The 25,047-nt window shown below is 61.5% G+C and carries 23 protein-coding genes; 8 read left to right on the top strand and 15 right to left on the bottom strand.

Features of this window, described 5'->3' with window-relative positions; genetic code table 11:
- The first annotated feature begins 102 nt into the window (after positions 1 to 102).
- A complete protein-coding gene (locus AB7M25_RS17770) occupies positions 103 to 1,077 on the top strand; it encodes a nitrilase-related carbon-nitrogen hydrolase (protein ID WP_429389820.1) in 975 nt (324 codons plus the stop codon).
- A 196-nt stretch (positions 1,078 to 1,273) separates the two neighbouring features.
- Here AB7M25_RS17770 and AB7M25_RS17765 read toward each other — a convergent pair whose 3' ends face one another.
- Positions 1,274 to 1,780: an HvfX family Cu-binding RiPP maturation protein gene (locus tag AB7M25_RS17765; protein WP_429389822.1), complete on the bottom strand. Its 507-nt coding sequence runs from the start codon at positions 1,778 to 1,780 to the stop codon at positions 1,274 to 1,276.
- 370 nt (positions 1,781 to 2,150) lie between these two features.
- Here AB7M25_RS17765 and AB7M25_RS17760 point away from each other — a divergent pair, with 370 nt between their 5' ends.
- Positions 2,151 to 3,653 (top strand): aldehyde dehydrogenase family protein, encoded by a 1,503-nt coding sequence (locus tag AB7M25_RS17760; RefSeq protein ID WP_454237737.1) that lies wholly within the window; start codon positions 2,151 to 2,153, stop codon positions 3,651 to 3,653.
- 62 nt (positions 3,654 to 3,715) lie between these two features.
- Here the strand turns inward: AB7M25_RS17760 and AB7M25_RS17755 are convergent, their stop codons facing one another.
- Positions 3,716 to 4,375 (bottom strand): carbonic anhydrase, encoded by a 660-nt coding sequence (locus tag AB7M25_RS17755; protein WP_429386022.1) that lies wholly within the window; start codon positions 4,373 to 4,375, stop codon positions 3,716 to 3,718.
- 61 nt (positions 4,376 to 4,436) lie between these two features.
- Positions 4,437 to 4,904 carry a cyanase gene (gene cynS, locus AB7M25_RS17750; protein ID WP_102702606.1) on the bottom strand — a complete coding sequence of 156 codons (468 nt, stop codon included), beginning with the start codon at positions 4,902 to 4,904 and terminating at the stop codon, positions 4,437 to 4,439.
- Positions 4,905 to 5,027: 123 nt separating this feature from the next.
- On the opposite strand from cynS, the gene cynR reads away from it, so the two are divergent.
- Positions 5,028 to 5,909 carry a transcriptional regulator CynR gene (gene cynR, locus AB7M25_RS17745; protein WP_454237736.1) on the top strand — a complete coding sequence of 294 codons (882 nt, stop codon included), beginning with the start codon at positions 5,028 to 5,030 and terminating at the stop codon, positions 5,907 to 5,909.
- 190 nt (positions 5,910 to 6,099) lie between these two features.
- Here cynR and AB7M25_RS17740 read toward each other — a convergent pair whose 3' ends face one another.
- The 3 genes from AB7M25_RS17740 to AB7M25_RS17730 form a co-directional block, all read right to left on the bottom strand.
- On the bottom strand, positions 6,100 to 6,429 hold the full coding sequence (locus tag AB7M25_RS17740) for a hypothetical protein (protein WP_043302583.1): 330 nt from the start codon (positions 6,427 to 6,429) through the stop codon (positions 6,100 to 6,102).
- 523 nt (positions 6,430 to 6,952) lie between these two features.
- Entirely contained in the window at positions 6,953 to 7,456 is a 504-nt protein-coding gene (locus tag AB7M25_RS17735) for a GNAT family N-acetyltransferase (protein ID WP_429386029.1), read from the bottom strand.
- A gap of 75 nt (positions 7,457 to 7,531) precedes the next feature.
- Positions 7,532 to 9,478, bottom strand: a complete 1,947-nt coding sequence (locus AB7M25_RS17730) for a DNA topoisomerase III (protein WP_454237735.1) — start codon at positions 9,476 to 9,478, stop codon at positions 7,532 to 7,534.
- Positions 9,479 to 9,735: 257 nt separating this feature from the next.
- Between AB7M25_RS17730 and AB7M25_RS17725 the strand changes: the two genes are divergently transcribed.
- Positions 9,736 to 10,104 carry a DUF427 domain-containing protein gene (locus tag AB7M25_RS17725; protein WP_102675744.1) on the top strand — a complete coding sequence of 123 codons (369 nt, stop codon included), beginning with the start codon at positions 9,736 to 9,738 and terminating at the stop codon, positions 10,102 to 10,104.
- Between the two features lie 66 nt (positions 10,105 to 10,170).
- On the opposite strand, the gene AB7M25_RS17720 is transcribed toward AB7M25_RS17725, so the two are convergent.
- The gene (locus tag AB7M25_RS17720; RefSeq protein WP_454237734.1) at positions 10,171 to 11,793 is read right to left on the bottom strand and encodes an MFS transporter; all 1,623 of its coding nucleotides are present in this window, start codon (positions 11,791 to 11,793) and stop codon (positions 10,171 to 10,173) included.
- A gap of 228 nt (positions 11,794 to 12,021) precedes the next feature.
- Positions 12,022 to 13,653, bottom strand: a complete 1,632-nt coding sequence (locus AB7M25_RS17715; RefSeq protein ID WP_454237733.1) for a GMC family oxidoreductase — start codon at positions 13,651 to 13,653, stop codon at positions 12,022 to 12,024.
- 132 nt (positions 13,654 to 13,785) lie between these two features.
- On the opposite strand from AB7M25_RS17715, the gene AB7M25_RS17710 reads away from it, so the two are divergent.
- Positions 13,786 to 14,682: a LysR family transcriptional regulator gene (locus AB7M25_RS17710; RefSeq protein ID WP_429386037.1), complete on the top strand. Its 897-nt coding sequence runs from the start codon at positions 13,786 to 13,788 to the stop codon at positions 14,680 to 14,682.
- A 95-nt stretch (positions 14,683 to 14,777) separates the two neighbouring features.
- On the opposite strand, the gene AB7M25_RS17705 is transcribed toward AB7M25_RS17710, so the two are convergent.
- On the bottom strand, positions 14,778 to 15,872 hold the full coding sequence (locus AB7M25_RS17705) for a DNA alkylation repair protein (RefSeq protein ID WP_454237732.1): 1,095 nt from the start codon (positions 15,870 to 15,872) through the stop codon (positions 14,778 to 14,780).
- A gap of 157 nt (positions 15,873 to 16,029) precedes the next feature.
- Positions 16,030 to 17,838 (bottom strand): monovalent cation:proton antiporter-2 (CPA2) family protein, encoded by a 1,809-nt coding sequence (locus AB7M25_RS17700; protein WP_429386041.1) that lies wholly within the window; start codon positions 17,836 to 17,838, stop codon positions 16,030 to 16,032.
- Between the two features lie 156 nt (positions 17,839 to 17,994).
- Here AB7M25_RS17700 and AB7M25_RS17695 point away from each other — a divergent pair, with 156 nt between their 5' ends.
- The gene (locus AB7M25_RS17695) at positions 17,995 to 18,909 is read left to right on the top strand and encodes a LysR family transcriptional regulator (RefSeq protein ID WP_454237731.1); all 915 of its coding nucleotides are present in this window, start codon (positions 17,995 to 17,997) and stop codon (positions 18,907 to 18,909) included.
- Here AB7M25_RS17695 and AB7M25_RS17690 read toward each other — a convergent pair.
- The gene (locus AB7M25_RS17690) at positions 18,899 to 19,675 is read right to left on the bottom strand and encodes a substrate-binding domain-containing protein (protein ID WP_429386045.1); all 777 of its coding nucleotides are present in this window, start codon (positions 19,673 to 19,675) and stop codon (positions 18,899 to 18,901) included. The two genes, AB7M25_RS17695 and AB7M25_RS17690, sit on opposite strands and share 11 nt — an antisense overlap.
- A 26-nt stretch (positions 19,676 to 19,701) precedes the next feature.
- Positions 19,702 to 21,006 carry an MFS transporter gene (tcuC, locus tag AB7M25_RS17685; RefSeq protein WP_104447433.1) on the bottom strand — a complete coding sequence of 435 codons (1,305 nt, stop codon included), beginning with the start codon at positions 21,004 to 21,006 and terminating at the stop codon, positions 19,702 to 19,704.
- Positions 21,007 to 21,423: 417 nt separating this feature from the next.
- On the opposite strand from tcuC, the gene AB7M25_RS17680 reads away from it, so the two are divergent.
- The gene (locus AB7M25_RS17680; RefSeq protein WP_454237730.1) at positions 21,424 to 21,762 is read left to right on the top strand and encodes an FKBP-type peptidyl-prolyl cis-trans isomerase; all 339 of its coding nucleotides are present in this window, start codon (positions 21,424 to 21,426) and stop codon (positions 21,760 to 21,762) included.
- Between the two features lie 19 nt (positions 21,763 to 21,781).
- Here AB7M25_RS17680 and AB7M25_RS17675 read toward each other — a convergent pair whose 3' ends face one another.
- Positions 21,782 to 22,105 carry a protealysin inhibitor emfourin gene (locus AB7M25_RS17675; RefSeq protein ID WP_429386050.1) on the bottom strand — a complete coding sequence of 108 codons (324 nt, stop codon included), beginning with the start codon at positions 22,103 to 22,105 and terminating at the stop codon, positions 21,782 to 21,784.
- Entirely contained in the window at positions 22,102 to 23,163 is a 1,062-nt protein-coding gene (locus AB7M25_RS17670; protein WP_429386052.1) for a M4 family metallopeptidase, read from the bottom strand. The genes AB7M25_RS17675 and AB7M25_RS17670 overlap by 4 nt, the downstream gene beginning before the upstream one ends.
- Positions 23,164 to 23,364: 201 nt before the next feature.
- Here AB7M25_RS17670 and AB7M25_RS17665 point away from each other — a divergent pair, with 201 nt between their 5' ends.
- Complete coding sequence (locus tag AB7M25_RS17665) at positions 23,365 to 23,841, top strand: MEKHLA domain-containing protein (RefSeq protein WP_429386054.1); 477 nt, start codon at positions 23,365 to 23,367, stop codon at positions 23,839 to 23,841.
- A 7-nt stretch (positions 23,842 to 23,848) separates the two neighbouring features.
- Here the strand turns inward: AB7M25_RS17665 and AB7M25_RS17660 are convergent, their stop codons facing one another.
- Positions 23,849 to 24,970, bottom strand: a complete 1,122-nt coding sequence (locus AB7M25_RS17660) for a cytochrome P450 (RefSeq protein WP_429386056.1) — start codon at positions 24,968 to 24,970, stop codon at positions 23,849 to 23,851.
- Positions 24,971 to 25,047: the final 77 nt, after the last annotated feature.

The following is a 25,047-nucleotide window of genomic DNA, read 5'->3' as shown; positions in this document are numbered from 1 at the left end:
TTTGGTGATGTCCTGAAAGGTGGTGTATACGACATTCAAGCCTTAATATGATAGGCGTAATCTTGATCTCGTTGAAACCTTTCCCTCAGTGAGATCACCGCCATGACCATCGTCAAAGCCGCCGCCGTACAAATCAGTCCCGTTCTCTACAGCCGTGAAGGCACCGTCGACAAAGTGGTGCAGAAGATTCTCGAACTCGGTGAACAGGGCGTGCAATTTGCCGTGTTCCCGGAAACCGTCGTGCCGTATTACCCGTACTTTTCCTTCGTGCAGTCGCCGTTCGAAATGGCCGCCGAACACCTCAAGCTGCTGGACCAGGCTGTCACTGTGCCTTCGCCCGCCACCGATGCCATCGGCGCAGCGGCCAGGCAAGTCGGCATGGTCGTGTCCATCGGCGTCAACGAGCGTGATGGCGGCACGCTGTACAACACGCAGTTGCTGTTCGATGCCGACGGCTCACTGATCCAGCGTCGCCGCAAGATCTCCCCGACCTACCATGAACGCATGATCTGGGGCATGGGCGACGGCTCCGGCCTGCGGGCCGTCGACAGCGCGGCAGGGCGCATCGGTCAACTGGCCTGTTGGGAGCATTTCAACCCGCTGGCCCGTTATGCCTTGATGGCCGATGGCGAACAGATCCATGCGGCGATGTACCCGGGGTCGTTTGCAGGCCCCCTGTTCGCCTCGCAAATGGAGGTCAGCATTCGCCAGCATGCGCTGGAGGCTGCGTGTTTCGTGGTCAACTCCACGGCATGGCTGGACCCCGAGCAACAGGCGCAGATCATGGCGGATACCGGCTGCGCCATCGGCCCGATCTCCGGCGGCTGCTATACCGCGATCATCAGCCCGGATGGCACAGTGCTGGGTTCGTTGCAGGAAGGTGAAGGCGAGGTGATCGCCGACCTCGACATGGGCCTGATCGACAAGCGCAAACGCATGATGGATTCCCGCGGCCACTACAGCCGCCCGGAACTGCTGAGCCTGCTGATTGACCGTACACCGCACGCCCATGTGCATGAACGCAGTGCGCATCCGAGGCTGGTCGAACAGACCGGGATGGAAGAAGTGATTGGGTAGGTTGTTCACGTAATTGCGGGGAACACCGATACCTGTAGGCGCGAGCTTGCTCGCGATGGAGGTCAACGATGATGCGGGGAGCCTGACACCCCGCGGTGCTCTCAGGTTTTTCGCGAGCAAGCTCGCTCCTACAGGTATCGGTGAGCCCCGGGATTCCGTGAAGTCCCTTCTGTTTGTCCGCATTGCAGATTGCGTTTCAGCGACGCCAGAAGTAACGCGCCAGCAGTGCGTCGAGGCTGAGCTTGCCGGCACCGGACAGCAACAGCGGAGTGAGGGCCACAAGGTAGATCAAGGGCAGTTTGAAGTTGCCGTAACCCTTGTTGCTGATGGCGTACCCTTGGGCAAGTTCACTCAGGGTGTGCCAGTCGGCGGGCCAATGCACGGCGGCGGTGGCGACGACGGTCACCACCATCAGGCTCAACGCCGAGAAGCGTGTGCCAAGGCCCACCAGCAAGGTCATGGCGAAGATGAGTTCGGCCCACATCGACAGTTCCCAGTTCAACGTCGCTGGAAGGTGGTCGAACGGAAACGGGAAGCGCTCCTGGATATCGGCGAACCAGTTCTGGCCGTTGAATTTTTCCAGGCCCGACTCGAGGAATTCCCAGGCAAGGAACACTCGCAGCGCCAGGGGCGCAACCCAGTTGCCGGCACGGTCGAGGTTCAGGTTCAGGCCTTTGACGGCCGAGGAAAGGGTGGTGTTCATGGACGATGATCTCCTTCAGGTCGGGGAGGCGGGGCAACGGCATGCCCCGTGAATTGAGCGCTTTGATCGGCGTGGCCAATCGACAGGCGTATTTCATCAACGGGGTGTATCTGCGGTGTGTCGTTGGGGTGGGGTTTTGCGTGCGGGGTGTGTCTGGGGCGGGGCGGTATACATTGAGATACGTAAGTGCACAACCAGTGTGGGAGCGGGCTTGCTCGCGAAAGCGGTGTGTCAGTTGACATAGTGTTATCTGACACACCGCTTTCGCGAGCAAGCCCGCTCCCACAGGGGATCACCGGTGCGAAGCGTGACGCTCCGGGGAAATTGCTATACATTTTCCGGCCGCCCCCCTGCATGGTGAAACCGCTTCATGTCTCTCGCGCTCGAACGTCTAGTCGCTGGTACGCCCATCCCTTTCGCCGGTAATCGTGTCACCGTCGTCAGCCCCGAACTGGCGCAACGCTTCCAGCCCGGTGATCACCTGCTGGTGGAGCAGGTCAGCGGCGAGTTGTTGTTGATCCCCGTGGCGGACCAGCAAGCGGCCAACGTCGCGATCGAGCGCGCCCAAGCGGCGTTTACCGCGCTGTCGGCGGTGTCTGATCAAGCGATCAGCGCCTTCTTCGACCTGTTTGCCCAACGCCTGGAAACCCCGCAATGCTGGACCTTGATCGAGGCCGCCAACCTGGTCGACATCGAGCGGGCCAAGGCGCGCGGTCGCTCGACCACCCGGTTGCTGGCCGATGAGCGCATGCGTCGCGACATGATCGCCGGCCTGCGCGCGTGGCGTGATGCCGCGGCCACTCGGGGCAAGGTGATCAGCTGCGTCGAGCACGATGGCTGGAAGGTCGAGCAAGTGGTCTCGCCGTTGGGCATTGTCGCGTTCGTCTTCGAAGGCCGGCCGAATGTATTTGCCGATGCGGCCGGTGTGTTGCGCACTGGCAACACCGCCGTGCTGCGCATCGGCAGCGATGCGTTGGGCACGGCCCAGGCAATCGTTACGCATGCACTGAACCCTGCGCTGAGCGACGCCGGCTTGCCGGCCGGTGCGGTGTCGCTGGTGGAAAGCGTCAACCACGCCGCCGGTTGGGCGATGTTCGCTGACCGGCGCCTGTCATTGGCGGTAGCCCGCGGTTCGGGTCGCGCCGTCAGCCAGTTGGGCAGCATCGCGCAGCAGGCCGGCACGGCGGTCAGCCTGCACGGCACCGGTGGCGCCTGGCTGATCGCCAACGCCGATGCCGACGCCCAGCGCTTTGCCGCCGTGGTGCGCAATTCCCTGGACCGTAAAGTCTGCAACACCCTGAACGTCTGCCTGATCCACCGCGACCGCGCCGCTGAACTGGTGCCGCTGTTCCTCTACGCACTCAAGCAGGCCGGTACTGCGCGGGGGCAGGGCTGCAAGCTGCACATCGTCGAAGGCAGCGAGTCGCACCTGGCGCAAGACTGGTTGACCGCAACGGTGGAGGTGTACCGCGCTGAAGGCTATCAGACCGAAGCCCAGGCCGAGGCGTTGCCGGAAGATCAATTGGGCCGTGAATGGGAATGGGAAGAAACCCCGGAAGTCAGCCTGAAAATCGTCGACGACCTGGACAGTGCCATCGCCTTGTTCAATCGCTACAGCCCGCAGTTCACCGTGTCCTTGATCAGTGAAAGTGCCGAGGCCCAGGAGCGTTTCTACAACGCGGTCAACGCGCCTTTTGTCGGCAATGGCATCACCCGTTGGGTCGACGGCCAGTACGCGTTGAACAAGCCGGAACTGGGCCTTTCGAACTGGGAGAGCGGGCGCCTGTTTGCGCGCAGTGCGATTCTCTCGGGTGATGGCGTGTTCACCATCCGTAGCCGCATGACCCAGATCGATCTGGGCGTCAAACGCTGAGACAGCGGAACCAGTGACCGCTGCAAGGGCGGTCACTTTTTTTCAAAAACCGGTGGTTCCGGTCAAGCGGCTTTGATCGCCTTGGCCGATACCGCACAAGTGCCCGGATGCTCGACCAGCGACACGAATCTTCGGCTGTCGGCATCCAGCGCGTCGATCGAACCGGTCTCGATGTCGTACACCCAGCCATGCAGGTTCAACAGGCCTTTTTCCTGGGCCAGTCGCACGCTCGGGTGCGTCTGGATGTTGGCCAGTTGGGCGATGACGTTCTCCCGCACCATCGAACTGACCTTGGCCGCTTCACTGGCGTGTGGCCGGGCTTCGTTGATTACTTTCGCCGACTCGGCGTGTTGCAGCCAGCCGCTGACGGCGGGCAGGTGATCCATGCAGGTGCACTTGGCCACCGCCGTCATGGCGCCGCAGTCCGAATGACCGCAAATCACGATGTCGGTGACGCCGAGCACCGCGACGGCGTATTCGACCGTGGCCGATACGCCACCCGGATGCGGGCTGTAGGACGGCACGATGTTGCCGGCGTTGCGGATCACGAACAGTTCACCGGGTTCTTGCTGGGTCAGCAGTTCCGGCACGACACGGCTGTCGGAGCAGGTGATGAACAGTGTGCCCGGATGCTGGGTGGTGGCCAGGTGTTTGAACAGGTCGGTGCGTTGCGGAAAGGCTTCTTTCTGGAACTTCAGGAAACCGTCGATGAGCGCTTTCATGATCGCGTCCTCATGGGTGAGCAGGGTTCGGCCCGCACGGGGCATGCGGGCCGGTATCAACTTAGAAAGGACGCAGCGGCAGGAACTTGCCGTCGAGGGTGATGACCGCGCGGGAGCCGCCTTCCGGATCGTCGACTTTCTTCATGTCGAGCTTGAAGTTGATCGCGCTGATGATGCCGTCGCCGAACTGCTCATGAACCAGAGCTTTGAGGGTGGTGCCGTAGATCTGGATCATTTCGTAGAAGCGGTAGATGGTCGGGTCGGTCGGCACACCCGAGAGGCTGCCGCGCAGCGGGATGATCTGCAAGCGGGCCACGGCGTCGGCGTCCAGTTCGAGTTTGTCGCCGACCACTTTGGCGGCGCTTTCCGGCAGCGGGTGTTGACCGAGCAGGGCGGCGGTGACGTAGGCCAGGCTCAAGCCGGTGCCATCGGCGAGGTCTTGCCACGACAGGTTTTTGCGAGCCTTGGCATCAAGGACAGAAGTGGTCAGGGCCAGGCTTGGGTCGTTGTAGGCGTGGGACTGTTGCATGGTGATTCTCCTATCGGGAGTGACGTTGCTGGGGGGTGGGGCCATCTTCTGCCGATCCATCCATAGCGTCCAAGACCGATATACAATGCAATGCATAAGCACTGCCTATAGATGGAGAGTCCGATGTTGCTTCGCCATTTGCGTTACCTGCTGGCGGTGGCCGACCAGGGTGGTTTCACGCGCGCCGCCGAAGTGCTGCATGTGTCCCAGCCGACCTTGTCGCAGCAGATCCGCCAACTGGAGGAATCACTGGGTGTGAGCCTGTTCGACCGCACCTCGCGCACGGTCAGGCCCACCGATGCCGGCCAGGCTTACATTGAATGCGCGCGGCGGGTACTGGTGGAGCTGGAGGCGGGCAGGCGTGCGTTGCATGACGTGAAGGATTTATCCCGCGGCACCTTGCGCATGGCCATGACACCGACCTTCATGGCTTATCTGGTAGGGCCGCTGGTGCGCGACTACGTGGCGCGCTACCCGAACATCCACTTGGAGATTTTCGAGTTGTCGATGGACGAGATCGAAGCCGGGCTGGCGGATGATTCGCTGGATATTGCGATTGCGTTTGATCAGGTGCGCAGCACCGACATCGAGTCGATCCCGGCGTTTACCGAGACCCTGGGGCTGATGGTCGGGCGCGATCATCAGCTTTACGAGCATCAGGACGCGTTGTCCGCGCAAGAGGTGGCTCAACTTGAGTTTGCGCTGCTGACCCCGGATTACATCACCCGCACATGCATCGATGAGTATTTCGCTGAGGCGAAGATCACGCCCAAAGTGGTGATTGAAGTGAACTCGGTCAACACGCTGCTGGAAGTCATCCGACACTCCGCTATTGCCACCATCCTGCCGGAACCCATCGCCACGCAGGATCGGGCACTACGCAAGCTTTCCATGCAGGGGGCGGCGCCGGAGCGCGGGGCTGCGTTGCTGCGGCGCAAGAACAACTACCACAGTGCAGCGTCGGTGGCGTTTGTGGATCTGGTGTTGGGGACCGATTTTTCATAACCACTACAAAACCCTGTGGGAGCGGGCTTGCTCGCGAATGCGGTGTATCAGTTGACATAGTGTTATCTGACACACCGCATTCGCGAGCAAGCCCGCTCCCACAGTTGATCTTCGTACGGGCATAAAAAAAGGCCTGCTCCTTAATGGGAGCAGGCCCTGTTTTTCAATAAGTCAGTGACGACTCATTCAATTAGTAGAACCGGTCAATCACCCGAACTTCGTTCTGATTCTGCATCGAGGCCCAGGCCTGTTTCAGGGTTTGCAGAACATTACCGATGAAGTCCTTGTCGGCCGCTGCCTTCTTGCCGACATAGCCCTGGCCGCGACGGTACATCTTCAGTCGGGCCAGCAGGTTCTGGTTGTTCTGGTCGAACTCTGCTTCGTGGGCGTGCGGCGACAGGCAGTCGATATGAACCTGGCCACACTTGCTGATCCAGAGAATATGGCTGTCGTGGCTGTCTTTCTTTGCAGCGAACATACGAGCCAGTTCATCGATAGTTGGTTGATTGTTCAGATTCATCATAAAGCCCCTTGACCAATTGGTGATCTTTCAAAGTTGATTCGCTAATACAGGTAGCCCATCGGTTAGTTGATCCCTGGCACCGAAACCAGGACGTCAGCGTTCGACCGCCTTATCGGGCGGGGTCCTGCGTCTGTTGCATGTAGTCGTGTTGAATAACTGCTACGCAATAGCGTCACAACGAAGAGAAGCGGCGAAAACCTTAAGGCCACTGCCGACATTTTCAGGGTCGGCCACAAGCATCATGAGGATTGCTCGCCAAGACTTCTCGCCCTTGTACTGGACGTTCAGGCCAGGTCAGCTTCTTCAATCTGCCTTGTGGGCAGCGTGTATCCGGGAAAAACAGCTCGGCGGTCAGACGAGCTTGCTCAAACGTGTTGCCTGTACTCCCGATCGGGGAGACGTCTGCATCATGCAAGGGCAAAACGGAGGCGTCAACGGTTTTGTAGTGAATATTTTCAGTCACTACATATTGTCGGACAAAGCTGTTCGGAATTAGCGAGGGGAGACGAGGGTGTGTCCATCAAGACGACAAAGGCGGACACGCAAAGCGGTAAAAAGTGCAGGGATGACCGTCTACCACCTGCTGATGCAAGGTGAACGCGCCAACGCCGAGCCCCGGCATCACGGTGGCCCAGAACAGGCGTGCCGGCTGATTCGCCTCGAGATGGAAAATCTGCCATTGACCGGGTAATTGGCTCAAGAGGGTGGAAACGACAAATCGCGCGACACCCCGGCCACGAAAGCGTCGACTGACAAACAGATAGCCGATGTTGTAGTCGGCGCCGGGGAGATGAGTCCGGTTATCCACGGTCACGAACCCGGCCAGTTCCCCGTCGACCTTGATCAGGAAAGGTCGGGTGGCCGGGTGTCGCCAGTACTCCGGCATGGGCAGGATGTTGAAGAATCCGGATTCACCCAGCTTTAGCGGCAGCCATTCGCTGAAGTCGTAGGTGTAGAACTGCATCAGGTTTTCGAGGGTTTCCAGTTCGTCGCGTTGGGCGGCGTGCAGTGCTATCGAAGACATACGGGGGTGGCTCCTGATCGGCCAAGGGACACAATTGATTATGGTCGGCGTCGCCACAAAGGCTCAGTGTCAGGTCTATGTTTTGCTTGCCGGTTTTGACTTGCGCCGGGTGCCGCTCGCGGGTTTGCGCGGGGCGCTCTTGCGTTTTTTCTTCCAGGGGGCTGCGGCGGATCCGGTGGGCGGCGGACCGCTGATGGTCAGGCTCAGTCCGGCACAACGGCTGACCTGCTTGCTCATCCACGCCGCCTGTTTGGTGACGAACTCTTCAAGGCTCATTTCCCCGCTTTGCACCATGTCCAGGGCCTGTTCCCAGATCGCCGTGGTGCCCGGGTCGGCGATGGCCCGTGGCACGGCGTCGATCAGGCTGAACGCGGCCGGCGTGGCGGCCAGGGCCTTGCCGTTCTTGACCAGATAACCACGGTCGAGCAGGCCCTGGATGATCGACGCACGGGTCGCTTCGGTGCCGATGCCGGTGGTGTCCTTGAGCTTTTGCTTGAGCAGCGGGTCTTCCACCAGTTTGGCGACGTTCTTCATGGCCTTGATCAGATCGCCTTCGGTGAACGGCTTTGGCGGTTGTGTCCAGAGGTCCTTGAGCTGCACGCCGGCCACTGCACAATCGATGCCTTCGGCCAGGTTGGGCAGTGTCTGTGGCGCTGGAGCTTCGCGTCCCCTGGTTGCAGCCAGTGCCTCGGGCAGGGCGCGTTTCCAGCCCGGCTCGATGATCTGCTTGCCGACAGCGCGCAAGGCAAGACCTGCGCAATCGAAGTCGGCCTGGGTGCGGTCGTATTCGTGGTTGGGCAGGAACTGCGCCAGGTATCGCGCGCGGATCAGCGTGTAGACCGCGCGCTGTTTGCCGGCCAGCTTGTCGAGGTTCTTCGCCGCAGCGGTGGGGATGATGCCGTGGTGAGCGCTGACCTTGGCATCGTTCCAGGCCCGTGAGCGCCGTTGCGGATCAAGGTGATCGTGCAAGGCGTTCAACGCCGGGTCGGCCTGGCGCAGCGCCGCCAGAATGGCCGGTGCTTCGCTGTGCTGGCTGAGGGGCAAGTAGCCGCAATCGCTGCGCGGATAGGTAATGACTTTGTGGGTTTCGTACAGCGCCTGGGCGATGTCCAGGGTTTCCTGGGCGCCGAGGCCGAGCTTCTTTGAACAGACCTCCTGCAGGGTGCCCAGGTCGAACGGCAGCGGGGCCACTTCGCGCATCCGTTCGGTGCGCAGCTTGATCACCCGCGCACTGGCCGCGCCGCTCATGGCGGCCGCCGCTTGTTGGGCCAGTGCCTGATTCAGGCAGCGGTCCTGATCGTCGCAAACCTCGGATGCCGCGCGCCATTGCGCCGTGAATGCGGTGCCGTTGTGCAGCAGTTGCACATCGATGGCCCAGTAGGGGACGGGCACAAAGTCGGCGATGCTGCGATCGCGATCCACCACCAGGCGCAAGGTCGGCGTTTGCACCCGGCCCACCGGCAGCACGCCTTGATAGCCGGACTGGCGCCCCAGCAAGGTGAACAGCCGGCTCATGTTCATGCCGATCAGCCAGTCGGCCCGGGAGCGCCCCAGGGCCGAGTGATAGAGACTGAACGTTTCGTTGCCCGGTTTGAGTGCCGCGAGGGCCTTGCGGATGGACGCATCATCCAGGGCCGACAACCAGAGGCGGCGGATCGGCCCGCGATAGCGGCAATGCTCCACCAGTTCCCGGGCGATCATCTCGCCCTCGCGGTCGGCGTCCGTGGCAATGATCAGTTCGCTCGCTTCACCGAGCAGGCGCTTGACCGCCTTGTATTGGCTGGCGGTGCGCGGCTTGACGGTCATTTTCCACTTTTCGGGAATGATCGGCAGGTCGGCCAGCACCCAGCGCTTGTAGCGCGCATCGTAGGCATCCGGCGGTGCGGTTTCCAGCAGGTGGCCGATGCACCAGGTCACCGTGACGTCTGTTCCCAGCCAGCAGCCATCGCCCCGGCGCCGGGCGCCGAGGACAGCCGCAATGTCTTTGGCCTGGGAAGGTTTTTCACAGAGGTACAGCCGCATAACCACCATCGTCGATCTATGTGTCAGGGGTGCACAGAATGGCGCTTGATGGACGATGGAGCAATCTTTATCTGTATGGATGTACAGCCTGGTGTGTCGCTCCCGTTCGGCTGTGAAGCCGTCGGGAGGGGGAAACTTGGGTTATACCTGATAAATCGTGGTTTCAGGTTTGGGGCTGCTGCACAGCCCATCGCGGGCAAGCCACGCTCCCACATCATCGATTTGCAGGTCCATCACCGTCATGAGGAACGTATTCCATGAAAAGCTCCGGTCCTAGTCCTGTCATCACCATCGCCGAGCAGCCTGGCTGTCTGCTGGTGAGGTTTCACGGTATTCAAGTGGCCGCTTCGGCGCGGGCCCTGGTATTGCTGGAGGCCAACTACCCGCCGGTGTACTACGTGCCGCGAGAGGATATCGACGAGAAATATTTCGCCCGCACCGACCACACCAGCTATTGCCCGTACAAGGGCGATGCGAGTTATTTCAGTTTGCAGGTGCCGGGGCATGAGAGTGCCAATGCCGTGTGGAGTTATGAGAACCCCAAGATATCGGTGCAGCAGATACGCGAATACGTGGCGTTCTACCCGGATCAGGTGAAGTTCGAGTTGCTGGACGCAGAGGTTTGACGGGCGCCGTCAGCCAGGCGCAGTGCTGGCGAGAGAGTCCGTGGACGCCCCCGCCAGCAGGACGGATCAATTCTTGTCGAGATCCACGTTACGCGTCTCACGCAGGCATATCATCCCCACCACCAGGCTCACCCCGGTGATTACCACCGGATACCACAGCCCGTAGAAGATGTCCCCGGTGTACACCACCAGCGCGAACGACACCGTCGGCAGGAAGCCGCCGAACCAGCCGTTGCCGATGTGGTAGGGCAGGGACATCGAGGTGTAGCGGATGCGGGTCGGGAACAGTTCGACCATCAACGCCGCCAGCGGGCCGTAGCACATGGCCGAGATGATGATCAGCGCGACAATCAGCGCCACGATCATCGGTTTGTTGATCTGCTGCATGTCCGCCTGTTGCGGGTAGCCGGCGAGGGTCACGGCACCGCGCAAGGCGGCTTCGTCGAAACCATCGATCTTCACGTCACCGACGCTTACCTGCACGCCACTGCCGGCCGGGGCCGCTGCGCCCTGGTACGGCAGGCCCTGCTTGACCAGGAAGGTCTTGACCTTGTCACAGGGGCTGTCGAATTTCGCCTTGCCCACCGGGTCGAACTGGAACGTGCAGGTGGCCGGGTCGGCCATCACGGTGATCGGTGCCTGGCGGCTGGCCTGGTCGATGGCCGGGTTGGCGTAGTGGGCCAGGGTCTTGAAGATCGGGAAGTACAGCGCGGTGGCCAGCAGCAGGCCGATCATCAGCACCGGTTTGCGCCCGACCTTGTCCGACAGCCAGCCAAAGAAAATGAAGAAGGGGGCGCCTATGGTCACGCTGACAATCAGCAAGCCGTTGGCCACGGCCGGGTCCATTTTCAGGAACTGGGTGAGGAAGAACAGTACATAGAATTGCGCGGCGTAGAAGGTCACCGCTTGCCCGGCATTGATGCTGAACAGCGCGATCAGCACCACCTTGAGGTTTTCCCATTTGCCGAAGGAGTCGCGAATCGGCTGTTTGCACAGCTTGCCTTCCTCTTTCATTTTCACGAAGGCCGGCGACTCGTGCAGGCTCAGGCGAATCCAGGTGGAGATGCCCAGCAGCACGATGGAAAACAGGAACGGAATGCGCCAGCCCCAGACTTCGAACTGGTCGCCGGTGAAGTAGCGGCAGCCCAGCACCACCAGCAGCGAGAGCAGCAGGCCCAGGGTCGCGGTGGATTGAATCCAGCTGGTGTGGAAGCCGCGCTTGCCGATGGGCGCGTGCTCGGCGACATAGGTCGCGGCGCCACCGTATTCACCGCCCAGGGCCAGGCCCTGGAGCATGCGCAGCACCACCAGGATGATCGGCGCGGCGATGCCGATGCTGGCGTAGGTCGGCAGCAGCCCGACACAGAACGTCGCCAGGCCCATGAGGATGATGGTGGCGAGGAAGGTGTACTTGCGCCCGATCATGTCCCCCAACCGACCGAACACCAGCGCGCCGAACGGCCGGACGATGAAGCCGGCGGCGAAGGCCATCAGCGCAAAGATGAACGCCGTGGTGTCGTTGACCCCGGCGAAAAACTGCTTGCTGATGACCGCCGCGAGGGCGCCATAGAGGAAAAAGTCGTACCACTCGAAGACGGTCCCGAGGGACGACGCGAAGATGACTTTCTGGGTTTCCTGGCTGGTGCCCGCGCTGCGCACGGCTTCCAGGGGCTGAACGTGTTCTGACATACCGGTATCCCTCACAGTGATTGTTTTTGTTGTTCCACTGTCGGCGCCGGCCTTGTGGGCGGGTGCCGCTACTGCGATGTATCGGGTGTACTCGTTACTTGTAGGAGCGAGCTTGCTCGCGATGAACCTGAGAGCGCACGTGGGTGTCAGGTTTACAGCGTTATCGTTGACGACCATCGCGAGCAAGCTCGCTCCTACAGGGGGCGCACAGGATTCAGGGGTGTGCGATCAGTTCCATTGTCGGTGTGATGCTCCTTGTGGCGGGGTGAGGATCAGTTGTGCCGCTTTCTCTGCAATCATCAGCGTTGGTGAGCAGGTGTTGCCCGAGGTGATGCGCGGCATGATCGAGGCATCGGCGATGCGCAGGCCGGGGATGCCATGGACCTTGAGTTGCGCATCGACCACGGCCTCGGCGTCATTGCCCATGCGGCAGGTGCCCACGGGGTGGAAAATCGTGGTGCCGATGCGCGCGGCGGCTTCGTGCAGTTGTTCCTCGCTTTGCAGGCTGGCGCCGGGCAGGTATTCCACCGGATTGAAGGCGCGCAGGGCGGGTGCGGCGACGATGCGCCGGGTCAGGCGAATGGCGTCGGCGGCGACCCGCAGGTCTTCCGGGTGGCTGAGGTAATTGGGCTGGATCAGCGGTGCTTGTTGCGGATCCGCCGAGCGGATATCCACCCGGCCACGGCTTTGCGGGCGTAGATCGCAGACCGATGCGGTGAACGCCGGGAAGGCATGCAGCGGTTCGCCAAAGCGCTCCAGCGACAGCGGTTGCACGTGGTATTCGAGGTTGGCTGAAGTCTGTTCCGGTTCCGAGCGGGCAAAGGCGCCCAACTGGCTCGGCGCCATGGACAGCGGGCCGCTGCGGTCATACAGGTAGCGCAGGCCCATGCCCAGCTTGCCCCACAGGCTGCCGGCCATCTGGTTGAGGGTGCGGGCATTTTCCAGCTTGTAGATCAGCCGCAGTTGCAGGTGATCCTGCAAGTTGCCGCCGACACCGGGCAGTTCATGGGCGACGCCAATGCCCAGCCTCTCAAGCAGCGGACGCGGGCCGATACCGGAGCGTTGCAGGATGCCGGGCGAACCAACCGAGCCGGCACAGAGGACGATCTCCTTGCGCGCCTTGAAGGTCTTCGCCTGACCTTGCCAGCGGGCGCTGACGGCAGAGGCGCGGCCATTGTCCAGCAGCACGCGGTCGACTTCGACCCCGGTCAGTACGGTGAGATTGGAGCGTTGGCGAATCGGTTTGAGAAACGCCTTGGCCGCGTTCCAGCGGATGCCGGCCTTCTGATTGACCTGGAAATAGCCGCAACCTTCGTTGTCGCCCTGGTTGAAGTCATCGATGCTGGCGATGCCGCTTTGTTCGGCGGCACTGCGGAAGGCGTCGAGAATCGGCCACGACAGGCGCTGGCGTTCGACTCGCCATTCACCCGCGTCGCCGTGAAATTCGGCGGCACCGGCGAAGTGGTTTTCACTTTGCTTGAACAGCGGCAACACGTCTTGCCAGCTCCAGCCCGGGTTGCCGTCGGCGGCCCAGCGGTCGTAGTCACCGGCCTGGCCGCGCATGTAGATCATGCCGTTGATGGATGAGCAGCCGCCCAGTACCTTGCCGCGCGGATAGCTCAGGGCGCGACCTTGCAGGCCCGGTTGCGCTTCGGTCTTGAAGCACCAGTCGGTGCGCGGGTTGCCGATGCAGTACAGATAACCCACGGGGATGTGAATCCACGCATAGTTGTCGCGGCCGCCGGCTTCGAGCAACAACACGCGATGTCGAGGGTTGGCCGACAGTCGATTGGCCAGCAGACACCCGGCCGGCCCGGCTCCGACCACGATGTAATCGTATTCATCAAGGGAAGCCTGCATCCCTGACCTCGTTTTGTTGTTCTTGTTGTCTGTCATCCTAGTTGTTAGCTTTCGTCAAAAGAATGTTAGTTTTTGCGCAGCCGCTGTGCGTTTTTAAACAGCATCCCGAACGGCAACGAACAAGGACGCTTCATGTTCGACTGGAATGACCTGCGGTTTTTTCTCGAATTGCAACGCAGCGGGAGGTTGCTCACGGCTGCCCGGCGCTTGAACACCACCCATGCCACCGTGGCGCGGCACATCGAGGCCATCGAAAAGAGCCTGGGTACGGCATTGTTCGTTCAGCATGCCCAGGGTTATGAGATGACCCCGGCGGGCGAGGCGTTGCTTAAACACGCCGAGGCGATGGAGAACGTGGCGCTGCTGGCCCAGGAGGAAATCACCCAATCCACCGCACCCTTGGGCAAGATCCGTGTCGGGGTGACCGAAGGCCTGGGCATCATGTTCCTCGCCAGCCGCATGAACGGCTTGTTCGAACGCTATCCGGGGCTGGAAGTGGAACTGGTGGCGGTGCCGCGGTTTGTCAGCATCCTCAACCGCGAGGCGGAAATCAGCATCCACCTTGAGCGCCCGGCCGCCGACATGCTGGTCACCCGCAAGCTCACTGACTATCGCCTGGCGTTGTATGCCAGCCAGGAGTACCTCGATCGTTCGCCGCCTTTGCGCAGTCGCGAGGATCTGGGGCGTCATGCCTGGATCGGCTATGTCGACGACCTGCTGTTCAGCCAGGAATTGATGTTCCTCAACAGCTTCTGCCGCAACCCGCAGGTGGTGTTTCACAGCACCAGCGTGATCGCCCAGCAGCAGGCTGCGCGCTCAGGCCTGGGGATTGCGGTGTTGCCGTGTTACATGGCCGGCGCCGATCCGGGGCTGGTGCCGCTGTTGCCGGATGAAAGCATCCAGCGCAGTTACTGGATCAGCACTCGCCGGGAGTTGCACAAGTCGGTGCGGTTGCGGGTGCTTTGGGATTATGTGGTGGAGTTGTGTGAGCGGGAGCAAGACCTGCTACTAGGCCACAATCGTCTGTAGGAGCCGGCTTGCTGGCGAAGGGGCCCGAGAGAATTGCATCCGATTCGGGACCGTTTTCGCTGGCAAGCCAGCTCCTACAAGGGATAGCGGCGTAATCAGACGATCTCGAACTGTGTGCTGGCCAGCCGCTCGCCGTTAACCATGATATGCACCGCATGACGCCCCGCATAATGCCGGCGGGTAGTCAGCTCCTTGATCTGCTGCCCACGGCTGACGGCTTCGCTGGCGTTGCCGGGCAGTGTCAGCGCCTTGAGCTTGAAGACCTTCGCCGAGGTGCTGCCGTTGGCCTTGACGTAATCGATGGCGTAGTCGATCACCAGGCGCTGGCTGTTTTCAACGGTGGATCTGATGGCAAACGACAGGGTGATTTTTTCTCCCAGGCCAATCACCGGCGGTTCGACTTTCACATCGACGATCTCGACTTCAGGCTTGCCGCCCGCGCCGATAATCGCCAGTGCCCGCTGATTGCCCTGTTTGATCAGGCTGCGCAGGGCGTGTTTGGCGATCCATGCGGTGTGCCGGTTATCCAGCGACCAGCCTTCGATCAGGTCCAGCACCCAGCCGGGGTGGTCCTTGGTGATGTCGTTGAGGTGGTTGGCCACGGACTTGCGCACGTGCAGGCTGGTGTCGGCCTTGAGGTTGTCGAGGATTTTCGCGGCGAGTGTCGGGTCGGCCTGGATGGGTTCCAGGCGGAAGGACCAGGGCAGGCGTGGCCGGCAGCCTTCACTGGCCAGGCGTCGTACGTGTTCGTTGTCATCCAGCGACCAGTCGTGCATCAGCTTGAGCGAACGCTCGAGGTCGCCGCGCAGAAAGTGGCGGATCGCGAATTCCGAAGAGCCGAAAGCAGTGAAGTATTTGAGCGCGTCCATCGACTGATCGAACGCATGGGCGCCGTAACGGGCGACGTAGTGCGGCAGGCACATGCTGACGAAGCCGCTGTTCAGGCGCGGGGCGAGGGCGCGCAGCACCTGCAGCGATGCTTCATAGTCCAGCGGCAGCACGGCGTGCAGGCATTCGCTGACCCGGGCCATGCGCTGCATGACGCTGAGGTCTGCCAGGCCGGATTGGGCCAGCTTGAGGAATTTCTTGGCATCAAAACCGGGATACACCGCTGTCATCTCTGTGGCGATGTGCTGGAGGCGCTCGGTGTTGAAGATTTCCTTGAGGGCGGGGGCAGGTTGGTCAGCCATGGTGGTTCCTTGGTCGTTGTTGATCCATCACACCGCGTTATCGTTCTTCGCGAGCAAGCCCGCTCCCACACTGGATCTGAGGTGCGCACAAATGTTGAGCCTGGCAGAGACCTCTGGTGGGAGCGGGCTTGCTCGCGAAGAGGCCATTCCAGTCACCTCATTTCTTGCCCGCCTGCTCCTGCAGTTGATCCGACTCGAACAACCTGGCCAGTTCCGCCCGGGCTTCCTGCGCCGTCTGCATCACTTTCACCGCGTCGTCATACACCGCGTGCTGGGCTTCCAGCACCTCTTCGTCGTGCTGCTTGAAACGCTTGATCCGTGCATCGGCCTGGGCTTGGGTCAATCCCAACCCGATCAGGGTTTGCCGGCTCATTTCCAGGCTCGAAAAAAAGGTCTCGCGCACGGCGTGAGCACCGACGTCCATCAGCCGGTGCACATGCTGACGGTTACGGGCGCGGGCGATGATTTTCATATGCGGATAGAGCTTGCGCACCAGCTCGGCAGTCTTGATGTTGGTGTCCGGGTCGTCTGTGGCGATCACAAAAAACTCGGCTTCGCCGACCTTGGCCGCGCTGAGGATTTCCGGGCGCATCGGGTCGCCGTAGAACACCGGCACGCCACCGAAGCTGCGGGACAGTTCGATGGTTTCCACCGAGGTGTCGAGGGCCACGAACTTGATGTTCTGCGCGCGCAGGATCCGCGCAACGATCTGGCCCATGCGGCCCATCCCGGCGATTACCACTCGCGGCGCGTCGGCGTCGATTTCACGGAAATTATCCGGTACTTCCACCGGTTGCACTTTCGGGCTGACCAGGCGTGCGCAAGCCAGCAGCAATAGCGGCGTCACGGCCATGGACAGGGTGATGGTCAACACCAGCAAGTCATACAGCCCGGCGGCGAACAGCCCATGATCGCGACCGATCTTGAACACTACAAAGGCAAATTCACCACCGGCCGCCAACACGATACCCAGGCGGATCGCACTGACGTTCTTCAAACCTCCGGCCAGGCGGCCGACGATAAACAGCAGCGGCAGTTTGATCGCGATCAGCAGCAGGGTCAGGCCCAGCACTGCGACCGGCGTGCTCAGCAACAGGCTCAGGTTCGCGCCCATGCCGACGCTGATGAAAAACAGCCCCAGCAACAGGCCCTTGAACGGTTCGATCTGGGCTTCCAGTTCATGGCGATACTCGGAGTCCGCCAGCAGCAGACCCGCGAGGAAGGCGCCAAGGGCCATGGAAATACCGACCAGCTCCATCAACCAGGCCGTGCCGATCACCACCAGCAACGCGGTGGCGGTGGAAACCTCCGGCAACGCGGTCTTGGCCACCACGCGGAACACCGGCCGCAGCAGGTAACGCCCGCCGATCACCACTACGGCGATGCTGGCCAGCACTTGCAGACCGTGGTTCAGGTTTTCGCTGGCGCTGGTGCTGTGATCGCCACCGGCCAGCAGCGGCACCATGGCGATCAAGGGGATCGCGGCGATGTCCTGAAATAACAGGATCGCGAACGCCAACCGCCCGTGGGGGCTGGTCAGTTCCTTGCGCTCAGCCAGGCTTTGCAGGCCGAACGCCGTGGACGACAGCGCCAGGCCCAGGCCGAGGACGATCGCGGTGTTCAACGGCTGGCCAAACAACCACAAGGCCACCACGCCAATCACCGTGCCGGTCAGCAGCACTTGCGCCAGGCCCACGCCGAACACAGATTTGCGCATCACCCACAAGCGTCGCGGCGACAGCTCCAGGCCGATGATGAACAGCAGCAATACCACGCCGAGTTCGGAAATGTTCGCAACGCTTTGCGGGTTGTCGATCAACCCCAGCACTGACGGGCCGATGATCACCCCGGCGAACAGATAACCCAGGACCGCCCCCAGTTGCAGGCGCTTGGCTAACGGAACGATGAGTACGGCCGCCATCAGGAACACGACAGCGGCTTGTAGCAGGTTGCCTTCATGGGGCATTGGAAAACTCCAGGACTCGGTACAGCGGGGGTGACAAGAATAAAGGCTGAGCCCTTCGGCGTCAGCAAAGCGCTCGGCTTCAGATGTTACAATTTGCATTAGTTAGTTACATTTATAGGATTAGCTGATCAATCAGCGTCGCTTGCGAGTAACCCCATGGCGATCAACTTCGACCTCAATGACCTGCAGGCCTTCCGTGCCGTGGTCGAGCAGGGCAGCTTTCGCAAGGCCGCCGATACGGTGCGCATTTCCCAGCCCGCGTTGAGCCGGCGGATCGAAAAACTCGAAGATGCCCTTGGCGTGCGCCTGTTCGAGCGCACCACGCGCAAGGTCAGCCTGACCCAGGCCGGACGGGGTTTCATGCCCAGCGTCGAGCGCCTGCTGGACGATCTGGACGTCGCATTGCTGGGCATCAGCGAAGTCGCTTCGACCCGGCTCGGCCATGTCACGGTCGCCTGTGTACCCTCGGCGGCTTACTACTTCATGCCGCGGGTGATCGCGCACTATCACCGGCAGTTTCCGCGGATCAAGGTCAAGGTGCTGGACTCCAGCGCCCACGACGTCTTGAGCGCGGTGGTCAATGGCGAAGCGGATTTCGGCCTGAGCTTCATGGGCACGCTGGAAGCCGAAGTGGATTTCGAGCCCCTGGTGCAGGAAGGGTATGTCGTGGCGTGCCGGCGCGATCATCCGCTGGCGGGGCGAAGCAGTGTCACCTGGGACGAGTTCTATCGGCAGGATTACATCTCGCTGGATAAAACCTCGGGCAACCGTTTTCTGCTGGACCAGGCGTTGACCGGCGTGGTGCCGCAGCGGCCGAGCATCTGCGAAACCCGGCACGTAACCACCATGATCGGACTGGTGGAGGCTGGGTTGGGCGTAGCGGCAGTGCCGCTGATGGCGATGCCGGCAGCGGATCATCCGATCCTGACGCGGGTGCCGCTGACCGATCCGCAAGTGATGCGCAGCGTCGGTCTGATCAAGCGCCGGGGTCGAACCCTGACCCCGGCGGCATTGGAGCTGGAACGGCTGGTGGTGGAGATGAAAGTCCTGCAGCCGGCGGTCAGCGACTGACCGAGTCCAGTCCGGTCGCTTTCACATCCGGTTGAGCCTGGGTCGAGGCCATATATTCCAACAAGGCCTTGGCTTCGGCCGGGTGCTGGGCACCTACCGGGATGCCGGCGGCAAACCGGGTCACCGATTGCACTGACTCCGGAATCTTCGCCACGAAGCTCACCCCCGGCACTGGCAACAATTCGCTGACTTGCTGGAAGCCCAGTTGATAGTCGCCGGTGGCAACCACAGAGCCCACGGGGATTTTCGGCACCATGGTCGATTTGGGCTTGAGCTGGTCTTCGATCCCCAGGCGTTTGAACAGCTGCTGCTCGATGTACACGCCGCTGGCACTGTCGGAGTAGGCCACCGATTTCGCCTCGAGCAATGTCTTTTTCAGGCCCTCGACATTGCTGATGTCCGGCTTCGGTGCACCTTCGCGCACCACCAGGCCAATGCGCGAATCCGCCAGTTCGACCCGTGAAGCAGGGTCGACCTTGCCTTGTTTGATCAGGTCGTCCAGTGCGTAGCCGACCATGATCACCACGTCGGCTTGCTCACCCCGGGCCAGGCGATTGGGAATCGCTTCCGGGGCCTTGCCCATGGAGGGACCGAGCGCGGTGTCGAGGGTGTTGCCGGTGGCGGCGGCGAACTTCGGGCCGAGGATCTTGTAGGCCGCCGTGAAGCCGCCGGAAGTCATCACACGGATCTCTTCAGCCTGGGCAATGCCGCTCAATCCAAGGCTGGCCACCAACGCGATGGCGGCAAAACCGAACTGTTTTTTCATGATTGTGTTCTCGATCAAGGGCAGGTTCACGACGCCACCGGTTGCAGATGATTCGAGGCGCGGCGATAGAGCATGAGCGTCGCGCACAGCGCGCACAGTGCTGCAAAGCTCATCCAGTAGCCTGGCGCCGCCTTGTCGCCGGTGTACTGGATCAGCAAGGTCGACATCGCCGGCGTGAACCCGCCGAACACGGCCGTGGCCAGGCTGTAGGCGAGGGAGAAACCGGCCACCCGGACCTCCACGGGCATGATTTCCGTCAGCGCCGGGATCATCGCGCCGTTGTACAGGCCATAAATGAACGACAGCCACAACAGCACCAGCAGCATGTGGATGAAGCTGGGCGCGTTCACCAGGTAGGTCAGCACCGGGTAAGTGGTGGCGATGGCCAGCAAGGCCATGGTGATCAACACCGGGCGTCGACCGATACGGTCCGAAAGTGCACCGCCAATCGGTAGCCAGATGAAGTTCGAAACACCCACCAGCAATGTCACCAGCAGCGCATCGGACGTGCTCAGGTGCAGGACGGTTTTACCGAAGGTCGGTGCGTACACCGTAATCAGGTAGAAAGCGGTGGTGGTCAGGGCGACCATCATCATGCCGGCGAACACGATCAGCCAGTTTTGTCCCAGGGTGCGGAACACCTCACCCATGCTCGGGCGGTGTTTACGGGTGGCGAACTCTTCAGTTTCTTCCAGGTTGCGGCGTAGCAGGAAGATGAAGGGCACGATCATGCAGCCGACGAAGAACGGAATCCGCCAGCCCCAGTCGGTAATCACACTCGGCGCCATCCACTGGTTCAAGGCGTAACCCAGTGCGGCGGCGACGATGATCGCCACTTGCTGGCTGCCCGACTGCCAACTGGTGAAAAAGCCCTTGTGGCCGGGTGTGGCGATTTCCGCGAGATACACCGACACGCCACCCAGTTCCGCACCGGCGGAAAAGCCCTGCAACAGCCGCCCGATCAGCACCAGGGCAGGGGCGAACAAACCGATGGTTTCGTAACCGGGCACCAGCACAATCAGGACCGTACCGCTGGCCATGATCGACAGGGTCACGATCAACCCTTTACGTCGACCCACGTCATCGATATAGGCACCCAGCACCACGGCGCCCAACGGACGCATCAGAAAGCCTGCGCCGAACACGGCAAAGGTCATCATCAGCGAGGCGAATTCGCTGCTGGCCGGAAAGAACACGGCAGCGATCTGCGTGGCATAGAAACCAAAAAGGAAGAAGTCGAACTGTTCGAGGAAGTTGCCCGAGGTGACCCGGAAGATTGCGCTGGCCCGGGAGCGACCGGCAGTCGCGGGCCGTTGGATTGATGCTGTCATTGATCTGTACTCCACCGCTTTTATGACGTGCACCGGCTGGACGCGGCGCACGGTTCTTATTAGGGCGGATAGTGGAGCAGGGGCATCGATATGTTAATTGCATTGTTGGCATGCATTGATGCGAGAAGTGGATCAATGCATTCGAGGAGCAAACGCTATTCGCTGTGTGCCCGCACCACGCTCTCGGTGCCCAGCCGATACTGATTGTTCCCGCCGCGCTTGGCTTCGTACATCGCCAGCCAGGTCGGCAATGGCCATCAGGGCGTTGAACCGTACGGGTAATAGTTGATTATCTTAGGTCAGCCAACAGGTTTGAACGCAGCGCGCGCAGACGGCAATGGTTGCCAATCGCGGGCAAATCTGGGAAAACGGCGCCCATCAGGCCCTTGAGGGCGAGTGAGCATACGAGTGAATTCAATGAATGACGAGCTTCAGGTAATCGATCTGCAGTTGGGTGACGGAAAAGCCGCCGTCAAAGGCGCGCTGATCACCACCCAGTACCGTGGCTGGCTGGAGGACGGGACCGAATTCGATTCGTCCTACAGCCGGGGCAAACCCTTCCAGTGCGTGATCGGCACCGGGCGGGTCATCAAGGGCTGGGACCAGGGCATCATGGGCATGCAGATCGGTGGCAAGCGCAAGTTGCTGGTGCCGGCGCACCTGGCCTATGGCGAACGCACCATGGGCAAGATCACGCCGAATTCGAACCTGATCTTCGAAATTGAATTGCTGGAAGTGCTGACGCGGGATGATTGACCGGTGCGGCTGGGGAGATCTACGGCAACTGCCCCGTATCCCAAAGATGGACCAGCTCTCCCGGTGCCTGGTCCTCCGGCACTTTGAGCACCATCCGGTCTTCCTGCTCGCCTAGCCGATAGTTCACCTCTATCTGGTAAAAGCGCTGATCGCCACGCCCGGATACCGTGCTGTCCAGGGTCAGGCAACCCTCCAGTACCGAGCAGATGCGGGTGCGCTGGCTGATGTCGCATTGCGCAAACTCGATCTCCCGAGGGCGGCTCAAGGCGTGAATCGCCGCGAAACCACCCTGGCGGGAGAGGCGAACCCGGGCGTCGTCGCCCAATGCAGGCAGGGTTTTCATAGGGTCTCCGTGATTTCGATGCCCGTTTGAGCCCAGCCCTGGCGCACGGCCTCGACTTCTCGCGCACCGAAGCGTTGGCCGGCATGGTCGACGGTCAGCCGGGCGAAGGCATCGAAATCGGCGTCCGGATTCAGGCGTTTGTCGCACAGGGCGTCGTACCAGATCACCCCGGCTTTCTTCCAGGCGAACCCGCCAAGCGCTCTGGCCGCCAGATAAAACGCGCGATTGGGGATGCCGGAATTAATGTGCACACCGCCATTATCCTCCTGGGTGATGACGAATTCACGCATGTGATCCGGTTGCGGATCCTTGCCCAGCAGCGGGTCGTCGTAGGCCGTGCCCGGATGGGACATCGAGCGCAGGCCTCTGCCATTGATCTTTGGCGACAGCAGGTCAGCCCCGATCAGCCAGTCCGCCTGCTCGACGGTGTGGCCAAGGACGAATTGCTTGGTGAGGATGCCGAACACATCCGACAGCGACTCGTTCAAGGCGCCGGACTGGTTGGCGTAGATCAGCCCGGCCGTGCTTTCGGTCACGCCATGGGCCAGTTCATGGGCGACCACATCCAGCGAGCGGGTGAAGCGCTGGAAAATTTCCCCGTCACCATCACCAAAGACCATTTGCGCACCATTCCAGAAGGCGTTTTCATATCCCTGGCCATAATGCACGCTGCCGACCAAGGCAAATCCCTTGTTATCGATCGAGTCGCGGCGCAGCACCTTCCAGAAGAAATCATAGCTGGCACCCAGTGCATCGTAAGCTTCATCGACGGCCGCATCGCCTGTGGCCGGCTGGCCTTCCATTCGCACCGGCATACCCGGCAAGAGCATTTTGTTCTGAGCGTCGTGGAGGCTGCGCTGGGCCACTCCCGGCTTACCGGGCGGTGGCAGAATCGCCCGTTCCGGCGGCCGCGAAGGTGGCCCGGGATTGGGTAGCAGGTTTTGTACATGATGCAGGGTGATCATCGCCGCCGTGCGCTGCGGCTCTGAACCGTGGGCGATGATGCGGTTGAGAATGTAGGGCGGGATGAAACTGCGCAGTGCTGGTGAGTCGTTCATCAGTGCATCCCTGGCGTGACGGCGGTCGATACTGATCTGATCCGGGCACCCCGCGTTCGGTTCCGTGCTCGGTCCTGTGGGGCGAACTTGCTGGCGATAGCGACAGGTCGGTCAACAATGATGTTGAATATCACGCCACCGTGGCGAGCCAGTTCGCTCCCACAGGTTTTATGATTGAACTCACCCCCTTACAGGAAGCCCATGTCACCAACCAATGAATTTCTGGAGATGGTTCAATTGCTGGATGTCGCTTACCGGCACTGGACCGGTGTGCGCTTGCCGGCTCCGCAATCGCTCAGCGAAGACGAGCGTCTGGCCTGGCTGCATGCTCACGCGCCTTTTGCTTTGCTGGCCCATGGCACTGAGGCCGATCCGCTGTTTTATTACGCCAACGAGCAGGCCCTCGCCAGTTTCAAGTACCCGCGCGAGCAGTTCATCGGCATGCCTTCGCGTTTCAGTGCGTCACCGCTGGACCGGGACATGCGCCAGACGCTTCTGGAGCAGGTCACGGCCCATGGCATTGCTCATGGCTACAGTGGCTATCGGGTGGATCGGCAGGGCAATGCCTTCATGATTCATGAAGGCAAGGTGTGGACGCTGGTTGATCAGCAGGGTGTGCATTTGGGGCAGGCGGCGTTGTTCTGGCCGGATGCTGCACGGGTTGGGCGGTTGGACTGAGCGTCGATCAAGCCACCGGCCAGTCCCTGAACAGCGGAATTCGTCCATTGGCGGACGGGCGGTAATCCCAGGTCAGGCGGTCCAGTCCCGGCTTCATCGCCAGAATGTGGCGGACAGTAGCGCCAGCGATGCTCAACGCCAGCGTCTGCCCCGGACATTGATGGCGCCCCGCACCAAAGGTGAAGCTGCGCCGGTTCGGGCGGTCGAGCAGGAGTGCGTCGGGGTTGTCGTTGAGCTGTGGGTCGCGATTGGCCGAGGCCAGCAGCACCAGGATCATGTCCCCGGCATTCAGCTTTGCGCCGTCAATCTCGCAGGGGGCGGCGACGAAGCGGCGGGTGTTCTGTACCGGCGGGTCCAGGCGCTGCACTTCGGCCAGCAGTTCGTCGACATGGGGTGACTCGCTGAGTAACCACGGGTGTTGAATCAACGCCAGCACAGCGTTGCCGATCAACCCGGCCGTGGCGTCGAACGTCTGGGAAAACAGGCCGATCAGGTTGGCGATCAGCGTTTGCGGTGCGCCGCGGGTGAAGCGCTGGCGAATGCCTGCAAGCAGACGGCTGTGGTTGTCCGGGTCGGCCAAAAGCTCGACACAGTAACCGCTCAGTTGTTCGGCGGCGACATGGGCGGCGGCCAGCTGTGCCGAGGTACTCAAGGGCGACAGGCAAGCCACGAAGTCCGCCGTCAGTTCGCTGATGATTCGGCCCTGAGCCGGGGTGAATCCCAGCAACGCCGCCACCACGCACACCGGCCCACGGAACATGGCGTTGTACAGGCCGACGGCGTCGGCGGTGATCAACCGGGCGCTGACCAGACTCTCGACTTCCCTCGTATCGATCAACTCCAGCCCCGGCGCAATCGCCGACCGTGGGCATTGCTGGCGCTCACCCTCATTCATGCGCATCAGTTGGCCGAACACCTGGCCGGCCATGCCATCGGCAATCGCCCTGGGGACTGGCTCCTGCGCGGGGCGAACCTGGCAATCGGCATGCGCCAGCACGGCAGTCACCGCCCGGGCGCTGCTGGCCACCCACATGTTCAGCCCCGGATGAAAAGCCAGCCCGCCCTCGGCACGCAGTTGTGCGTAGTAGGGATAAGGATTGGCATGGGTCGCAGCGATGATCGGGTCCATGGGTCACAGCCTTTTGTTGTTGGAAAGTGTTGCTACTATCTCCAGTCCGAAAGGGCGTTGATTCGTCCGGGAGCGAA

This window comes from Pseudomonas sp. AP3_22 TE3818 (assembly GCF_053628995.1).
Note: the sequence above shows the minus strand (reverse complement) of the source record. Positions and strands in the feature narration are given on the sequence as shown.

Bases quoted from the DNA above. Each gene is read 5' to 3' on its own strand.
- AB7M25_RS17770 (WP_429389820.1), top strand. From the start codon at position 103: ATGACCATCGTCAAAGCCGCCGCCGTACAAATCAGTCCCGTTCTCTAC.
- AB7M25_RS17765 (WP_429389822.1), bottom strand. From the start codon at position 1,780: ATGAACACCACCCTTTCCTCGGCCGTCAAAGGCCTGAACCTGAACCTC.
- AB7M25_RS17760 (WP_454237737.1), top strand. From the start codon at position 2,151: ATGTCTCTCGCGCTCGAACGTCTAGTCGCTGGTACGCCCATCCCTTTC.
- AB7M25_RS17755 (WP_429386022.1), bottom strand. From the start codon at position 4,375: ATGAAAGCGCTCATCGACGGTTTCCTGAAGTTCCAGAAAGAAGCCTTT.
- cynS (WP_102702606.1), bottom strand. From the start codon at position 4,904: ATGCAACAGTCCCACGCCTACAACGACCCAAGCCTGGCCCTGACCACT.
- cynR (WP_454237736.1), top strand. From the start codon at position 5,028: ATGTTGCTTCGCCATTTGCGTTACCTGCTGGCGGTGGCCGACCAGGGT.
- AB7M25_RS17740 (WP_043302583.1), bottom strand. From the start codon at position 6,429: ATGAATCTGAACAATCAACCAACTATCGATGAACTGGCTCGTATGTTC.
- AB7M25_RS17735 (WP_429386029.1), bottom strand. From the start codon at position 7,456: ATGTCTTCGATAGCACTGCACGCCGCCCAACGCGACGAACTGGAAACC.
- AB7M25_RS17730 (WP_454237735.1), bottom strand. From the start codon at position 9,478: ATGCGGCTGTACCTCTGTGAAAAACCTTCCCAGGCCAAAGACATTGCG.
- AB7M25_RS17725 (WP_102675744.1), top strand. From the start codon at position 9,736: ATGAAAAGCTCCGGTCCTAGTCCTGTCATCACCATCGCCGAGCAGCCT.
- AB7M25_RS17720 (WP_454237734.1), bottom strand. From the start codon at position 11,793: ATGTCAGAACACGTTCAGCCCCTGGAAGCCGTGCGCAGCGCGGGCACC.
- AB7M25_RS17715 (WP_454237733.1), bottom strand. From the start codon at position 13,653: ATGCAGGCTTCCCTTGATGAATACGATTACATCGTGGTCGGAGCCGGG.
- AB7M25_RS17710 (WP_429386037.1), top strand. From the start codon at position 13,786: ATGTTCGACTGGAATGACCTGCGGTTTTTTCTCGAATTGCAACGCAGC.
- AB7M25_RS17705 (WP_454237732.1), bottom strand. From the start codon at position 15,872: ATGGCTGACCAACCTGCCCCCGCCCTCAAGGAAATCTTCAACACCGAG.
- AB7M25_RS17700 (WP_429386041.1), bottom strand. From the start codon at position 17,838: ATGCCCCATGAAGGCAACCTGCTACAAGCCGCTGTCGTGTTCCTGATG.
- AB7M25_RS17695 (WP_454237731.1), top strand. From the start codon at position 17,995: ATGGCGATCAACTTCGACCTCAATGACCTGCAGGCCTTCCGTGCCGTG.
- AB7M25_RS17690 (WP_429386045.1), bottom strand. From the start codon at position 19,675: ATGAAAAAACAGTTCGGTTTTGCCGCCATCGCGTTGGTGGCCAGCCTT.
- tcuC (WP_104447433.1), bottom strand. From the start codon at position 21,006: ATGACAGCATCAATCCAACGGCCCGCGACTGCCGGTCGCTCCCGGGCC.
- AB7M25_RS17680 (WP_454237730.1), top strand. From the start codon at position 21,424: ATGAATGACGAGCTTCAGGTAATCGATCTGCAGTTGGGTGACGGAAAA.
- AB7M25_RS17675 (WP_429386050.1), bottom strand. From the start codon at position 22,105: ATGAAAACCCTGCCTGCATTGGGCGACGACGCCCGGGTTCGCCTCTCC.
- AB7M25_RS17670 (WP_429386052.1), bottom strand. From the start codon at position 23,163: ATGAACGACTCACCAGCACTGCGCAGTTTCATCCCGCCCTACATTCTC.
- AB7M25_RS17665 (WP_429386054.1), top strand. From the start codon at position 23,365: ATGTCACCAACCAATGAATTTCTGGAGATGGTTCAATTGCTGGATGTC.
- AB7M25_RS17660 (WP_429386056.1), bottom strand. From the start codon at position 24,970: ATGGACCCGATCATCGCTGCGACCCATGCCAATCCTTATCCCTACTAC.